The following is a 15,128-nucleotide window of genomic DNA, read 5'->3' on the forward strand; positions in this document are numbered from 1 at the left end:
TCAGCTGCTTGTGACTGCCGAGGTTTAGCCTGAGCAGACTTCTGGTCATTCATTTGATTTTGCTTTTGCTGATGTTCCTTCTTGGTCTTATCACGATCCATAACTTCTTTTAATTCGTGATAAAATTCCGTCATATCTTTAAACTGACGATAAACACTGGCAAAACGAACGTACGCAATTTCATCAACGGATGATAATTCGTGCATAACGTATTCACCAATCCGCCGGCTTGAAACTTCAGTTAAACCAAGGGATCGAATCTTATTTTCAACGTGATCAACAATACTGATCATTTTACTCATTGGGATCGGTCGCTTTTCGGCCGAACGAATAATCCCACGAAGAATCTTTTCACGATTAAATTCTTCACGAGTGCCGTTCTTTTTAATTACTAATAACGGCGTCTTTTCAATTCTTTCAAATGTAGTGTATCGAAAGCCACAATTTTCACACTTCCGACGACGACGAATTACACTGCCACCATCGGTTGGACGGCTATCGATCACACGTGATCCATTCTTATGACAATGTGGACATCTCATAATATCACCTTAGAAATTAAATTTGATGACAATCAATTAATTCTTTGACCTGCGATAACGTTTGCTGCTTAGTACCATCACTATTAATGACCCAATCCGCTAATCGTTCCTTGATACTTAACGGCCATTGACTATCAATTCGAGCTTCAGCATTACTAATCGATAAATGATCGCGTAACATAACCCGCTTTAGCTGAATAACGGGATCACACGAAACAACCAAAATTTTATCAACTAGATATTGATAACCACTTTCAAAAAGGGTTGGCGCATCTAAAACGACGTGCTTTGATGTTCGGCAATCACGCTTTAGTTCAGTGACGATCCCGTTTCGAATAAACGGGTCGATAATTCGAACTAAGTCCCGTAATTCTTGTGGGTGCGTAAAAACGAAATGACCTAATTTACGTCGGTTCAACGTTTGGTCCGAATTCAAATATTGTTTGCCAAAATGCTGAATCATGGCATGTAAACCTGGTTGACCTTTACCTTGAACCAAATGTGTAATTTTATCAGCGTCAACAATGTAAAAGCCACGCTGATTTAAATATTTACTAACGTTGGATTTACCAGTTGCAATTCCACCCGTTAAACCGATAATCATTTAACCAGCTTCTGACATTTAGGACAGAAATGCGTCCCACGTTGAGCAACTTTAATCTTTTTAATTGGGGTTCCGCAACGGCCACATGGTTTACCAGTTCGGTGATAAACGTGTAAATGATGCTGGAAAGATCCTGATTTACCAAAGGCGTTCTTATACGTAAAGACGGTTGTCCCGTGGCCTTTAATGGCCGCTTGAATTTCATTGATAATGTTCTTACGAAGTAATTTTATTTTAGCGTCACTGATCAGATTAGTCTTTTGTTTCGGATGGATTTTACTCATCCACAGGACTTCATCGGTATAGATATTACCTAAACCGGCGATGTGACTTTGATTTAACAGGAACGGCTTAATTTGGCCACGACTCTTGTTCATGATCTTCTTCATGTAAGCAAACGTTAGATCTTTTGCGGTCGGTTCAGGTCCTAATGCCCCCAATCCAGAAACGGTCTTTTCCTGACCGTTCTTAATTAGCCACATTCGACCAAACTTACGGGTATCGTTATAACGTAATTCTCGATCACCGTTTAAATGAAAGATGACGTAATCGTGCTTATCTAACGGTTCACCACTTTTATGAACCATGTATTTACCTTCCATTCGGAGATGGGAAACCAACGTCATATCACCAGTTAATCGAAATAATAGGTATTTACCCCGGCGATCGACCCGCTTGATCTTCTTATTCTTTAAACGATCTTTAAAATCATTTGCGGAAACATTTTGAATCATTTTTGGATAACGAACGTCAACGTGTTCAATAGTAGAGCCCTTAACTAATTCGTTTAAACCTCGTTTAACCGTTTCAACTTCTGGTAATTCAGGCATGTCTTAATAACTTCCTTTTTGAATCTATAACGTTTTTCTAAAAATCGTACCAATTATCGCCATGATGACTTGAGACCTTTAACGGAACCGCTAATTTAACGGCGTGATCCATTACATCAGGGACAATTTTAGCTAATTTAGGAAGTTCGGACTTGGGCGCTTCAAAGATTAGTTCATCATGGATCTGTAATAACATCGTTGCCTGCATATTCTTAATGGCTTTCTCCATCTTAATCATTGCCATCTTAATAATATCCGCAGCGCTTCCTTGAATTGGCGTATTCATTGCGGTTCGTTCAGCAAACGAACGGGTGTGGAAATTATTAGAGTGAATATCTGGCAAATATCGGCGACGATGAGTAATCGTTTCAACATAACCTAGTTTGTGAGCTTTTTCAACGGAATCATGCATGTACTTCTTAACGTTTGGATATTCATCGAAGTACTTATGAATAAAGATACTGGCTCGTTTTCGACTAATTCCAGTATTTCGGGCTAAACCAAAGGCACTAATTCCGTAAACGATCCCGAAGTTAACGGCTTTAGCTTGACGACGTAAGTTCGGCGTAACTTCGTTATTCGACTTCAGTCCGAAAATTCGCCGGGCGGTCGAAGCATGAATATCACGACCCTGCAAGAATTCTTCTTGCATATTATGGTCGCCAGAAATTGAAGCTAAGACCCTTAATTCAACTTGGGAATAATCCGATGACCAAATTTCCCAGCCCTTTTTCCTTGGAATAAAGGCTTTGCGAATCTTTCGACCTTCAGGGGTTCGAACCGGAATGTTTTGTAGATTTGGATCAACCGATGATAAACGACCGGTTCGGGTTAAAGTCTGCAAATAACGGGTGTGAACCTTATGGTCAGATGAATAAACGTCTTTTAATAAGCCATCAATATACGTTGACAGGATCTTTGATAACCGACGGTACTTTAAAATCTTCTGAACGATTGGTGCATCAGGTGCTAAACGTTTCAGAATACCAACCGATGTTGAAAAACCAGTCTTAGTTTTCTTTAACGGTGGCAACTGAAGTTTCCAGAATAAGATTCGACTTAACTGTTTTGGTGAACCAATGTTAAACGTTTCGCCGGCATCTTCATAGATACCCTGTTTTAATTCTTCTAACCGTTCACTATACTTACTCTTCATGTTAGTAAGAATCTTGGTGTTAACCGTAATCCCAGCAATTTCCATTCGTGCCAAGACAAATGATAATGGTAATTCAATCTGAGTATAAAGCTTAGTCTGTTCATGACCTTTTAGTTGTTTAAATAATGGAGCTCTCAACTTATCAATTGCGATTAATTTTCGGGTCCAATGATTGAACAAAATTCGATCATCTTTAGGTAAATGACGACTCTTTCCGGTACCGTAAACTTCACTATCGGTCTTGACCCCAAAATAGCCGTGTAAATTAGCAATCTTACCTAAATCATTTTCGTTTTCACTGGTGTTAAGAAGATAAGATACTAATAACATGTCAAAATCAACGTTATTTAATTTAATGCCAAGTCGATGTAAGCCTACGTAAGTCCGCTTAGCGTCAAAAACGTTTTTAGTGATCGTTTGGCTTTCTAGTAATTTCTTTAATGGTTCAAGCTTAAGTAAATCCACGTCTTTTGAGACATACCAATTACCGGTGCTACCAATCGCAAAACCCACAAACGGTGCTACATGGTAATTAAGCCCGAACATCCCAAGATAAAATTCGACGTGATCAGTCATCTGTTTCATTGCCTGATCAAGATTAGCTTTGGTTAAGACATGATAACTAACCGTTTGGTTAAAGGTGACGTGCATCTGGCTTAAGAACTTACGAAAACCTAACTTCTGGTAAAGTTTAACTAGTTCTTTAGTTTGGTCACCATGATAAGTAATATCCTTTAGACCAATTTTAATGGGTGCATTCCGATCGATTGTAGCTAATTTTTTAGCTAAAAATGCAATTGGTTTATCTTCAACTAAATGCTGATGTAATTTTTTGGCGTGGATGGTGTCAACATTTTTATATAAATTTTCGATGTTACCGTATTTTTTAATTAGTTTATCAGCAGTCTTTTTACCAACCTTGGTGACTCCCGGATAATTATCCGAGCTATCACCTTGCAGAGCTTTCTTATCAATAATCTGACGAGGAGTGAGTCCCAATGTCTTTTTCAAGTAAGCCGGGGTGTAGTGAACCGTATGGGTAACCCCAGTCTTAGAGATGCTAACCGTCGTGTGTTTAGAACAGAGTTGAGTTAAATCACGGTCACCAGTAACGATCCACGTTTGATAACCCGCTTCATCAGCTTCACGAGCTAACGTCCCAATGATGTCATCGGCTTCGTAATTCTTAATCTCGTAACTCTTAATGCCACGAGCTTTAAGTAACTTCATCATCACGGGAAACTGTTCGGTTAATTCCGGTGGCGTTTTGCGTCGGTTGCCTTTGTAATCTGCATATATATTGGTTCTAAACGTTACGCTTCCGGCATCGAAAGCAGCTAAGACAGCGGTTGGCTGGATTTTATCTAGCATCTTACTAAGCATGACGTTAAAGCCATAAAGTGCGTTGGTATGAAGACCCGTTGGACTTGTGAACCGATCGATCGATCTATACAATGCATAGAATGCCTTAAACAGGATGCTATTTCCATCAATTAATAATAGCCTTTTTTTGGACATAGAATTCTCCCTCATTTTTACGCTACCATCATTTTAGCACTATATATTGTACCTAACCACATAACATATCTAGTGTTTAACGATGAGTAAACAAAAACGGTTCTCAGAAATAATTCTGAAAACCGTTATTTTTAATAAATATTTCAAAAATTAATTACGGTTGTTACCAACACCGCCAAAGATTTCTAATAAGCTGATAAAGATGTTAATGAAGTCTAAGTATAATGCCAAGGCACCATTAATAGCTAAACCATTCATCGAAATCCGGTCATGGAAGTTAATGTATAAAGCTTTCATCTGACGGGTATCAAACATTGTTAATAGTGAGAAGATAACCACGGCAGCCAATGATAAGAATAATTCAATCATGCCACTCTTTAAGAATAGATTGACGAGCATGGCAACGATTAAACCAATCATTGCACCAAATAACTGAGTACCTAACTTTGCTAGACTCCGCTTGGTAAATAAACCAACGGCACTCATGGCAACGAAGATACTAGCACTAGATACAAATGCGGTTGTGATGGTAGTCCCGGTATAAGCAATGAAAATACTAGAAAACATCAAACCGGTCAAGGCGGCATAGACCATTAATTCAATAAAGCCAACGACGGCATTCCGCATGGCAGCTCGACCTAAAATGAACGGTAAAATAAACCAGGCAATCAATAAGATCCAGCTCATGCCACCGGTTGGTGTAACTTTCATAACACTACCGGCATAATAAGCAACACCAGCTGAAACTAAAACGGCTAATGCCATCCAGGCATACATTTTAGTTAAAAATGAATTTAAGCCTTCTGATTCATTAACGAGAATCCGACCATTAGTAGGATCAACATCGGGCCGTTGTTCATTAAAATTGAAGTTATTCAATATAACAGCTCCTTTTATTCATGAGTTTCTTTCAATAGCTTTTCATAAGCGTCTTCGTACTTTGGAATATCACCGGCACCCATAAAAATGACGACCTGATGATGATATTTAAGTAACGGACGCATGTCAGTTCCTTTAATTAAAGTACTTGGCTTGGTGATTCGATCAACGACATCCTGTGCTGAGACCTGACCAGATTTTTCACGCGGTGAAGCGTAAATCTTGGTGACGTAGACACGATCAGCACGACTCAAGCTCTTACCAAAGCCAGATAAGTAGGCTTTGGTACGGCTATAGGTATGTGGCTGAAATACGGCGATTAATTCCTTGTCAGGATACTGCTGACGGGCAGCCATGATGGTTGCATCAATTTCTGACGGATGATGAGCGTAGTCATCGATGATTTCCATATCAGCTACGTGGTGATGAGCAAAACGACGCTTTTCACCTTTAAATGTAACTAATTCTTTTTGAACCTGCTTTAGGTCAACGTGTTCCATATGGGATACGGCAACGACAGCTAAAGCATGTAAGATGTTGTAAGGTCCAAACAGATGAATGGTAAAGGTGCCTAACTTCTTATCGTGGAAGTAAGCATCAAATGTTGAACCCTTAGTATCTTTCTTAACGTTCTTGGCCTGGAAATCATCACGGTCATCAGTCCCAAAGGTATAGATTGGAACGTTAGCGGTTAATTTACGTAAGTTCTTGTCATCACCCCAGATAAAGATACCCTTGTGAACTTGGTTAGCAAACGTCTGAAAGGCGTCGACGTAATCAGGGACACCGGTATAATAATCTGGATGATCAAAATCAATGTTATTTAAAATGGCGTAGTCAGGGCTAGTGCCTAAGAAGTGACGACGGTATTCATCAGCTTCGTAGACAAAGAACTTGGCGTTCTTACAACCATAACCTCGACCATCACCAATTAAATAATCAGTGGGCTCGATTGAACTCAGAACATGAGCTAATAAACCGGTGGTACTAGTTTTACCATGAGTCCCAGCAATCGCAATGCTGGTGTAACCCTTGATCATCTTGCCTAAGAACTGGTGATAACGGTAAACCTTTAAGCCCTGGTCCAACGCAGCTTTAATTTCTGGTTGTTCATCAGTAAATGAATTTCCGGCAATGATAGTTAAACCGGAATGAATATTCTTTGGATTAAAAGGCAGAATTTTAATTCCTGCTTTTTCTAACGGTTTCTGAGTAAATGTAGTTTGAGTAATATCGGAACCTTCGACTTGGTAGCCACGATCATGTAAGATCAAAGCCATTGATGCCATCCCGGTACCTTTAATCCCAACGAAATAGTAAACGGTATTTTGTTTCATACTAATCTTCCTCTAATTCTCTGGTTCGCTATATTTATATCATATTAATAATGACAAATAAAGCATTACAGGTTCAATTTCTTATAGTCAGCTTCGGTCAAGTATACATCTCGAGGCTTTGACCCTTCTTGACCAGAAATATAATTATGCTGTTCTAAATCATCAATAATCTTAGCGGCACGATTATAACCAATCGAGAAAACTCGCTGCAATTTAGACGTGGAAACCGTCTTTTCCTTAGCGATGTATGCTAAGACTTGTGGCATTAATTTATCCTGATTCTCTAACTTATTAACGTGTTTTAATAATGATCCTGGGTGGAATACGTACTGAGCAGGTTGTTGTTTACGAGCAAAGCCAGCCACCTTATCAATTTCCTGGTTACTTACATAACAACCCTGTAATCGGATCGGATGGCTACTGCCGTTACCTAAGAACAGCATGTCACCTTTACCCAGCAAGCGTTCGGCACCGGATTGATCAATAATCGTTCTTGAATCAACCTGACTTGATACCATAAATGCAACTCGGGTTGGAATGTTGTTCTTCATTGTACCAGTGATGACATCAACACTTGGTCGCTGAGTAGCAACGACTAAATGAATCCCTGCGGCACGAGCCTTTTGAGTAATTCGTACGATGTAGGTTTCAATCTCGTCACCAGCAACCATCATTAAATCAGCTAATTCATCAATCACGATCAAGATATACGGCATCTTCATTTGTGGTTGATGATGACTTTCAGCTTTTTCATTAAACTGTTCAATGTTTCGGACACCCGCAGCAGCTAACTTTTCGTAACGCTCGTTCATTTCCTTAGTTGCCCACTTCAATGAAGCGGCCGCCTGTTTAGGCTCAGAAATGACCGGTGATAACAGATACGGAATTCCGTTATACGGTGCAAATTCAACGGCCTTTGGATCAATTAAGATCATCTTTAATTCTTGTGGCGTTGCTTTATACATTAACGAAACCAACATACAGTTGATGAACACACTTTTACCGGAACCAGTCGCACCAGCAATTAAACCATGCGGCATCTTTCTTAAATCGGTAACTCGAGGTTTACCCGTTAAATCAACACCTAAAGCGATTGTTAAATCAGACTTACTGTCTCTAAAGGTCTTTGAATTAACAACTTCCGAAAGCATAACCGGACGTGGCTTCGGATTCGGGATTTCAATCCCACATGTGGTTTTACCAGGGATTGGGGCCTGAATTCGAATGTCTTTAGCGGCGAGAGCCATCTTTAAATCGTCTGATAGATGATTGATCTTACTGACTTTAACCCCTAAATGAAGTTTAACCTGAAATTGGGTAACGGTCGGACCGTTCGTCCAATCAACAACCTGGGCGTTCACGTGAAATGCTCTCAAGGTCTTATTTAAGGTATTAGCCTTATCTAAGATCCAGTCATCTAAGCCCTGATCATAATTTCGTTTTGGTGCCACCAATAAATCGTGACTTGGAAAATGATAATTAGAACTGGTCGACGGCTGAATTTCGGGATGTTCATCATCACCCGAATCAGAATCATCAAAATCGCTATTTGGTTGAACGTTAGTTGGATTTTGAGCCACAAAATCAGGTCGTTTGCCAAATGATTCATCGTCACTTGATGATTGAGATTCAACTGACGTATTACTCGACTCAATCATGACATCTTGATTTGAAGACAATGATTTTGTTTCATTATTATTCGATTGACTAGAACCCTCAGAAGCTTTAGATGATTCTGAAATATTGGATTCATTAGAAGCATTCTCCGATTCGTTACTGGTGGCTGCTCCTGACTTTGAAGCCAATTCAGACTTCTTGAACAATTCTAGATTATTCTTAATGTCCTGTTTTTCATCCCGCATAATCGATGAAAAGTCATGGCCTAGAGGTTCAGCACTCTCAGAAGATTCAACGTCAGGTTTTACTGATGAATTAGATGATTCTGACTCTTCATCCGAATCATAATTAGACGACTTGACACCATTTGAGAAAGACGATTCCGAATGTTCAACGGCTTCGGAACTATCCTCAAAATTATTTGCTGATGATGAATCTGAGTTACTACTGGCAAAACTTATTACTTCATTATCCTGGGAATCGGAAGCTTCTGACTGACCCTCAGGTGCCGCATCATTAACACTCTGCTCTGATGAACTCGACTTTTCATTGACTCTCTCATCAGAATTAAAGTCAGTATCACTGACGAACGGACCATCGTTCTGATCTGATTGAGTCGAGTGTATATGTTCAACCGTTTCAAATGAATTAGAACTTTCAGCATTACTGGAACTTGAAGCCAATTTAAAATGAAGACTGTCCGTTCTTTGTGTCGATTCCGATGCGCCTGAACTAGCCAATAAAATAACGTCATCATCACTTGGGCTTAATTCACTCGTTAATTGCTGATAATGAGTATTAATCCGTTCAAATTCCGTTGGAGCGCTACTTGGCTGTTTAACATTCTGATCCGGAGTACCATAATGATGTCGCGGTTTAAATTCAGCAGTCATTCTTGCGATTGGATTATTTTGAAGATCAATGTGACTGGAACTAGTTTTATAAGGCTTAAAGTCATTAAAGTTAGCCCGTTGAACATCACGAGAAAATCCCGTTACGTTTCGTTTACCACTACGGGAATATCTGGATTTACGTTCCCTGATCGCATTAACCTTTTTATTTTTATTTACGGTACCGTCATGTACAAATTTCCGGTAAAAGGCAGGCCCATCATAATGGTTCATTTACTCTTCATCCTTAAATAAAAATCCATTAAATATAATTATTTAAATAATTTGGTAGCCGTTTTGAAATCAAATGGTTCACCGACTTTATATGAGTCCGGTAAAATCAAAGCACCTGGATGCTGCGGAGCGCCAGGAATGCGTAATTCGTATCCGGCACAGATCATCCCGTTACTTTCAACGCCCTTTAACTTGCTTGGCCAAATGATTAAACCGTTTGGCATCATGGCACCAACTTTAGCGACCACGACTTTAATCCCCTGTTTCATGTTAGGAGAACCACTGACGATCTGAACGGTCTTACCACCATCAATTTCAGTTTGGGTAATTTTTAATTTACTGGAATCGGGATGTTGTTTGCAGGTCTTAACGTAACCAACCACAAATCGTGGAATCGGATCCTGCTTCAACTGATCATTGAAGCCAGCGTTCTTAATGGCTTGGTTTAACTTGCTTAAGTCATCGTTAGTTAAATGAATTTCACCATTCTTACCTTTTAAATCGGGTAATACGTGACTAGCATCTAAGAAATTAAAACCTAAAGTAATTTTTTGCTTTGGGTCAAAAATCTTAACGACGTTTTTATTGATCTTAACACTCTGCTGCTTAGTATCTTGATGTAGGATGACAACTAAAATATCACCCATTTGAGAAGGATTATATCCGGCTGCTAACATGTAAAAAACTCCTTTGATCTAAAGATTTTGGTCTTTAACGAATTTGTGTACTAAAATTATTATAACTTATCTATAACAAACCAACATAATTGATTGGAGAATCAGTCATGAAAAAATTAACAAAATTCAGTCTCATATTATTGGGATTAAGTATTGGTATTACGTTATTGAGTACCCACCAAATCAATCGACTCTATAATGATCACATCGAAAATCAAATCCTGAAAAAAATTCAATCTAGGTATCAGGGCTTTAATATTAAAGGCACCTGGATCCAAAAGCATGGTAATCACTATATTGGTGGAATTACCGTTCAAGAAAATCATCAATGGCTTCAGCACCGATTCGAAGCGGATCAAAACGGTCAGCTGATTCTCGATAATTAATTACTTATCTGTCTTATCAGGAAAATGAGCTACAATCCGATAAATGGGCCCGTGACTCATCGTTTTTTCTTCGTATTCAGTAACGATATTATGTTCGTTTTCTTTACTATGGTGTAAATCTAGCGTAATATCATCAAATTTTAAGCCATAATTATTCATGGATTTTAACGAATACTCGAAGAAATTCCGGTTATCGGTCTTAAATTTAATCGGTGCGTTCGGTGCTAAAATCTCATGATAACGTGGTAAAAAACGTGATGACGTTAAACGTCGTTTAGCATGACGTTTTTTTGGCCACGGATCAGAAAAATTCAAAAATAGACATTGAATCTGATGTGGCTTGAAGAAGTCAACCACCTGGTTAGCATTACCTTCGATTAATTGAACGTTAGAACGGTGATGAGCAATAACTTTCTTTAAAGCCATCGCAACTACTGATTCTTCTAGTTCAATCCCGATAAAATTAATTTCGGGATGTAATTTAGCAATCGTGTCAATAAATTGACCCTTGCCAGTCCCAATTTCTAAATAAATTGGCTGCTTCTTGGGAAAACGGTCTTCCCATTCACCTTGTAATTGATCAGGGTCTGTTACGATCGTCTGCGGATGAGCTGCAATATATGGTGCCGCCCATTTTTTATGTCTTGCACGCAAATTAATAGCCTCCTAATTATACTTCTTAACTTGTTTCGGTAAATAAACGTTAATCATTCCATATACTTCGATCATCATTAGAGCCAGTAAAAGCACATCCCACATTATGGATCGGCCACTGATCAAGCCACCGATAACGAACAGAAATTCAACGGTCCCCATTAACGTCCAGAGCATCTTTTGAAAGCTCTTAAGCTGGTTAACACCGTTTAATGGGTAAATATGAATAAACGCGTTCGATTCAAAATGGAAATAAAACGGAATGATTTGAAATACCGTTAAATATACAAATACTAAACCCATAATTATTGACAAAGTCGTACCATCAATAAAGATTAAAATAATTAAGCCAATGATAACTAAACGAGCGTATAAATTACTAAATTCTTTATCACGAACGAAGCCGTGCCAATATAGGTACAGATAAGTATTTTTTCGGGTTCGTTTAATTAATTTCAATAGTGGTGACAAATAACGTCGACGTGTAATTGCGCTGCCAAAGTTAGGTACGTCAACAAACATGTTGAAGATGGTGTAAATATCATGCATCCGATGATTTTCGGTTCTAATCATGCGGAGCCAATCAACTGGGCTAGATTGGTGATTAAAGATATAATTTTCGATCAAATACCATACCAAAATTAAAATTAAACTAATCCACGGTGTTAACATCAAGCCAAATGCGATGATAATCACCGGTAAAATCAGCCGACTAACTAATCTAGAACTAAATCGGTTCTTATCTTGGTATTCTAGATCAGCCTCTGCGGTTAACCAATTAGCTTTAAGAAGTAGCATAATTATCAGCCAGCTAATTAATTCTAACCAGTCCAATTGATAACGGATCCTAAATAAAGGTAGTAATACAAACCAAACTACAATTTGGATAATTCCAGCATTAAAAGAACTGTACTTAATAGCTTGTTTCAGGTACCCTTTCATTGCACTATCTTTAGGCAAAAGAAAGACGTAATCAGGATCCTGCGTTAACGTCGCTAAACGACCGAGCTGGATTGAAATCAGGATGACTAAACCAATTACTGGTGTTAGCCACCAAGTTCCGATTCGAAGCGTCTTTAAGAAATTAGAGTATGCCAGCCCTAAGCCACCGACAAAGAACAGTAACGCAATGACAAAGAAATCATTGAATACGTATTTAAGGTATTTAGTCATGTGGACTAAATGAGTGCTTAATCGTTGCTTAAATAACCGTGTCATTTTCTGGCATCCTTTGCTAATGATAAGTACACATCCGATAGCGTATCTTTATGATATTGCTTACGAAGCTGGTCCATAGTACTTTCAGTTCGAATGTAACCGTTATGGATTAGGACAAATCGATCACAAACCCGTTGGGCCGTATCTAAAACATGAGTCGTCATCAGAATACTACTGCCCTGCACTTTTCGTTCTTTGATCAAAGCCAACAGATCGTGAACTGCTAACGGATCCAAACCTAGAAACGGTTCATCAATAATAAATAACTTAGCGTTCGTTAAAAAGGCGCAGATAATCATGACTTTCTGCTTCATACCCTTTGAAAAATCGATTGGGAACCAATTCAATTTGTTGGATAATCTGAATCGATATAATAGGTATTTAGCTCGATGCCAAGCTTTCTTGGGTTCCAAATTATAGGCCATGATCGTCATCTCCAGATGTTCTTTTAAGGTCAATTCCGGATACAAGATCGGTGTTTCAGGAACATAAGCGATCTGCTGCTTATATTTCTGACTATCATCATCGATTGAAACGCCATTAACCTTAATGGAACCAGAAAACGGCTTCAATAAACCGATAATGTGATTGATCGTAGTTGATTTACCGGCACCGTTAAGGCCGATCAAACCAACTAATTCACCATCTTTAATGTTAAACGAAACATCGTGTAAGACCGGAAGCTGTGAGTAACCACCGGTTAAATGGGATACAACTAAAGACATTAATTTCATTCATCTCTTTAAATCGATTAAAATCGTAATTACGTAAGTAATTATATCATACCGATTCTCATTTACGCGGTAAGGTTAGTGTATAATTAAGTTGAATAATATTTACTGATGAAAGAAGTCTGATTATGAGTAACGAACTCGATGACAACTGTATCTTTTGTAAAATTATTGAAGGTAAAGTTCCTAGTTACACGATTTATGAAGATGACGTTGTAAAAGCATTCTTAGACATTTCACAGACCACCCCTGGTCATACTCTAGTGATTCCAAAGCGTCATATCCCCAATATTTATGCTTATGATGCTAAATATGCCGGTGAAGTCTTTTCTAGAATCCCGATGATCGCACGTGCTGTTAAAGCATCTAATCCTAAGATCAAGGGCTTAAACATTCTTAATAACAATGGTAAGTTAGCTTCTCAATCCGTATTCCATTCTCATTTCCATCTTATTCCCCGTTATACGGAAAATGATGGCTTTTCCATGCACTTCACTAACCATAATTCTGAATACGATAACGCCAAATTCACTAAGGTTATGAATGACATTAAAAAACACGTGGAGAAATAAGCATGAATAGATTCACTAAGTATACTGGTGAAACGGCAGCTATATTGGGCTTAGCTTGTTTACTTCATCCGAAGGAAGTTAAATCGGACCTCAGCTACCTTAAAAAGTATCTGATCACATCAAAACAGTTGATTAACAGGTTGATAGAACAATTAAAAACTTCTAAAGATGCTCTTCAAAACTTCACGCACAGTATTAAGGGCGTTGATGTGAATAAGATTGAACAACGGACCAATCATTCCGTCAATCAGCTTCAAGTAAAAATTAATCAACTACAGAAATCAATTAAGCAAACTAAAACTAATTAATTTATTTCTCAACATTTTTATGAATGATATGTTATGTTATAAGACAGATTACTTAATAGAAATGGGTGTTTGAAAAGAATGAAATTAAGAAAGAAAATCTTACTTGGCGCAATGGGTGGCTTAATGTGTTTATCATTAGCCGCTTGTGGTAACCAAGCTGTCGCTACTACCAAAGGTGGTCGAATCACAAGAACTTCTTATTATAATAATATGAAGAAGACCGCCAACGGTAAGCAAGTCTTACAACAGATGATCTTAGATAAAGTGTTATCCAAAGATTACGGTAAAGACGTTAAATCTTCTCAAGTTAACGCCATTATGAACCAGATGAAAGCTCAATATGGTTCAGAATTCGATATGTTATTACAGCAACAAGGCATGACGACCGCTCAATTACGTCAAAGCCTTCGTAGTAAGTTATTATTACGTGAAGCTGTAAAGCATAATACTGACTTTACACCGAAGATGTTAAAGAAGCAGTTCAAGAGCTTCGAACCTAAAGTTACGGTTGCCCAAATCTTAGTAACCAGCAAATCTCAGGCTCAGACCGTTGAATCGAAATTAAAGTCTGGCGACAGTTTTGCCAAAGTTGCTAAGAAGTATTCTAAGGACCCTAGCAAGAAGAATGGTGGCCGTTTAGCTCCATTTGACAACACCGCTAAGTTAAGTCCTAAGTTCAAGGATGCTGCCTTCAAGCTTCATAACGGTGAATACACCAAGACACCGGTTAAAACCCAATATGGTTATCAGATCATCAAGATGATCCATAAGCCTGAACGTGGTACTTACAAAGATAATAAAGCCGCTTTAGAAAATCAGATCACCGATAAGGAAATGAAGAACGCTTCCCTTATGCATAAGGTCGTTTCTAAAGTCTTACAAAACGGTGATGTTAACATTCAAGATAACAGCCTAAAGAATATTTTGGCTGGTTACATGTCATCATCTAAGTAATCAATAACTTTGTAAATTAAA

The 15,128-nt window shown here is 38.4% G+C and carries 14 protein-coding genes and 1 pseudogene; 4 read left to right on the forward strand and 11 right to left on the reverse strand.

Features of this window, described 5'->3' with window-relative positions:
* Positions 1-68: 68 nt before the first annotated feature.
* The 8 genes and pseudogenes from nrdR to ytpR form a co-directional block, all read right to left on the reverse strand.
* Positions 69-542 (reverse strand): annotated as a pseudogene (gene nrdR / locus ELX58_RS05940) (transcriptional regulator NrdR); the annotation flags it as partial.
* A 16-nt stretch (positions 543-558) separates the two neighbouring features.
* The gene (coaE, locus tag ELX58_RS05945) at positions 559-1,146 is read right to left on the reverse strand and encodes a dephospho-CoA kinase (protein WP_133442235.1); all 588 of its coding nucleotides are present in this window, start codon (positions 1,144-1,146) and stop codon (positions 559-561) included.
* Complete coding sequence (mutM, locus tag ELX58_RS05950) at positions 1,143-1,976, reverse strand: bifunctional DNA-formamidopyrimidine glycosylase/DNA-(apurinic or apyrimidinic site) lyase (protein ID WP_133442236.1); 834 nt, start codon at positions 1,974-1,976, stop codon at positions 1,143-1,145. The genes coaE and mutM overlap by 4 nt, the downstream gene beginning before the upstream one ends.
* A 37-nt stretch (positions 1,977-2,013) precedes the next feature.
* Entirely contained in the window at positions 2,014-4,650 is a 2,637-nt protein-coding gene (gene polA / locus ELX58_RS05955; protein WP_133442237.1) for a DNA polymerase I, read from the reverse strand.
* 150 nt (positions 4,651-4,800) lie between these two features.
* Entirely contained in the window at positions 4,801-5,529 is a 729-nt protein-coding gene (locus ELX58_RS05960; protein ID WP_236747662.1) for a Bax inhibitor-1/YccA family protein, read from the reverse strand.
* Between the two features lie 14 nt (positions 5,530-5,543).
* Positions 5,544-6,866, reverse strand: coding sequence for a UDP-N-acetylmuramate--L-alanine ligase (murC, locus tag ELX58_RS05965; protein WP_133442238.1), 1,323 nt, complete (start codon positions 6,864-6,866; stop codon positions 5,544-5,546).
* 65 nt (positions 6,867-6,931) lie between these two features.
* Positions 6,932-9,607 (reverse strand): DNA translocase FtsK, encoded by a 2,676-nt coding sequence (locus ELX58_RS05970; protein WP_133442239.1) that lies wholly within the window; start codon positions 9,605-9,607, stop codon positions 6,932-6,934.
* Positions 9,608-9,645: 38 nt separating this feature from the next.
* Positions 9,646-10,284: a YtpR family tRNA-binding protein gene (gene ytpR, locus ELX58_RS05975; protein ID WP_133442240.1), complete on the reverse strand. Its 639-nt coding sequence runs from the start codon at positions 10,282-10,284 to the stop codon at positions 9,646-9,648.
* Positions 10,285-10,391: 107 nt separating this feature from the next.
* Here ytpR and ELX58_RS05980 point away from each other — a divergent pair, with 107 nt between their 5' ends.
* Positions 10,392-10,670, forward strand: a complete 279-nt coding sequence (locus tag ELX58_RS05980; protein ID WP_133442241.1) for a hypothetical protein — start codon at positions 10,392-10,394, stop codon at positions 10,668-10,670.
* On the opposite strand, the gene trmB is transcribed toward ELX58_RS05980, so the two are convergent.
* From trmB to ELX58_RS05995, 3 genes are read right to left on the reverse strand one after another with little or no spacing between them, the layout of a single operon-like run.
* Positions 10,671-11,324 (reverse strand): tRNA (guanosine(46)-N7)-methyltransferase TrmB, encoded by a 654-nt coding sequence (gene trmB, locus ELX58_RS05985; protein WP_133442242.1) that lies wholly within the window; start codon positions 11,322-11,324, stop codon positions 10,671-10,673.
* Positions 11,325-11,336: 12 nt separating this feature from the next.
* Positions 11,337-12,542, reverse strand: coding sequence for an ABC transporter permease (locus tag ELX58_RS05990; RefSeq protein WP_133442243.1), 1,206 nt, complete (start codon positions 12,540-12,542; stop codon positions 11,337-11,339).
* The gene (locus ELX58_RS05995) at positions 12,539-13,267 is read right to left on the reverse strand and encodes an ABC transporter ATP-binding protein (RefSeq protein ID WP_133442244.1); all 729 of its coding nucleotides are present in this window, start codon (positions 13,265-13,267) and stop codon (positions 12,539-12,541) included. The genes ELX58_RS05990 and ELX58_RS05995 overlap by 4 nt, the downstream gene beginning before the upstream one ends.
* Positions 13,268-13,401: 134 nt before the next feature.
* On the opposite strand from ELX58_RS05995, the gene ELX58_RS06000 reads away from it, so the two are divergent.
* The 3 genes from ELX58_RS06000 to ELX58_RS06010 all read left to right on the forward strand — a co-directional run bounded on the left by ELX58_RS06000 (position 13,402) and on the right by ELX58_RS06010 (position 15,107).
* Positions 13,402-13,845 carry an HIT family protein gene (locus ELX58_RS06000; protein WP_133442245.1) on the forward strand — a complete coding sequence of 148 codons (444 nt, stop codon included), beginning with the start codon at positions 13,402-13,404 and terminating at the stop codon, positions 13,843-13,845.
* 2 nt (positions 13,846-13,847) lie between these two features.
* Positions 13,848-14,153: a hypothetical protein gene (locus ELX58_RS06005; RefSeq protein WP_133442246.1), complete on the forward strand. Its 306-nt coding sequence runs from the start codon at positions 13,848-13,850 to the stop codon at positions 14,151-14,153.
* Positions 14,154-14,231: 78 nt separating this feature from the next.
* Positions 14,232-15,107 (forward strand): peptidylprolyl isomerase, encoded by an 876-nt coding sequence (locus ELX58_RS06010; protein ID WP_133442247.1) that lies wholly within the window; start codon positions 14,232-14,234, stop codon positions 15,105-15,107.
* Positions 15,108-15,128 lie beyond the last annotated feature (21 nt).

It is taken from the genome of Acetilactobacillus jinshanensis, from assembly GCF_004359375.1.
GTDB classification, from domain to species: Bacteria; Bacillota; Bacilli; order Lactobacillales; family Lactobacillaceae; genus Acetilactobacillus; species Acetilactobacillus jinshanensis.

Excerpts from the sequence above, each read along its gene's own strand:
- ELX58_RS05970 (WP_133442239.1), bottom strand. The coding sequence starts at position 9,607 with ATGAACCATTATGATGGGCCTGCCTTTTACCGGAAATTTGTACATGAC.
- ELX58_RS06010 (WP_133442247.1), top strand. The coding sequence starts at position 14,232 with ATGAAATTAAGAAAGAAAATCTTACTTGGCGCAATGGGTGGCTTAATG.
- mutM (WP_133442236.1), bottom strand. The coding sequence starts at position 1,976 with ATGCCTGAATTACCAGAAGTTGAAACGGTTAAACGAGGTTTAAACGAA.
- ELX58_RS05995 (WP_133442244.1), bottom strand. The coding sequence starts at position 13,267 with ATGTCTTTAGTTGTATCCCATTTAACCGGTGGTTACTCACAGCTTCCG.
- ytpR (WP_133442240.1), bottom strand. The coding sequence starts at position 10,284 with ATGTTAGCAGCCGGATATAATCCTTCTCAAATGGGTGATATTTTAGTT.
- ELX58_RS05980 (WP_133442241.1), top strand. The coding sequence starts at position 10,392 with ATGAAAAAATTAACAAAATTCAGTCTCATATTATTGGGATTAAGTATT.
- ELX58_RS06000 (WP_133442245.1), top strand. The coding sequence starts at position 13,402 with ATGAGTAACGAACTCGATGACAACTGTATCTTTTGTAAAATTATTGAA.
- coaE (WP_133442235.1), bottom strand. The coding sequence starts at position 1,146 with ATGATTATCGGTTTAACGGGTGGAATTGCAACTGGTAAATCCAACGTT.
- polA (WP_133442237.1), bottom strand. The coding sequence starts at position 4,650 with ATGTCCAAAAAAAGGCTATTATTAATTGATGGAAATAGCATCCTGTTT.
- ELX58_RS05990 (WP_133442243.1), bottom strand. The coding sequence starts at position 12,542 with ATGACACGGTTATTTAAGCAACGATTAAGCACTCATTTAGTCCACATG.
- ELX58_RS06005 (WP_133442246.1), top strand. The coding sequence starts at position 13,848 with ATGAATAGATTCACTAAGTATACTGGTGAAACGGCAGCTATATTGGGC.
- murC (WP_133442238.1), bottom strand. The coding sequence starts at position 6,866 with ATGAAACAAAATACCGTTTACTATTTCGTTGGGATTAAAGGTACCGGG.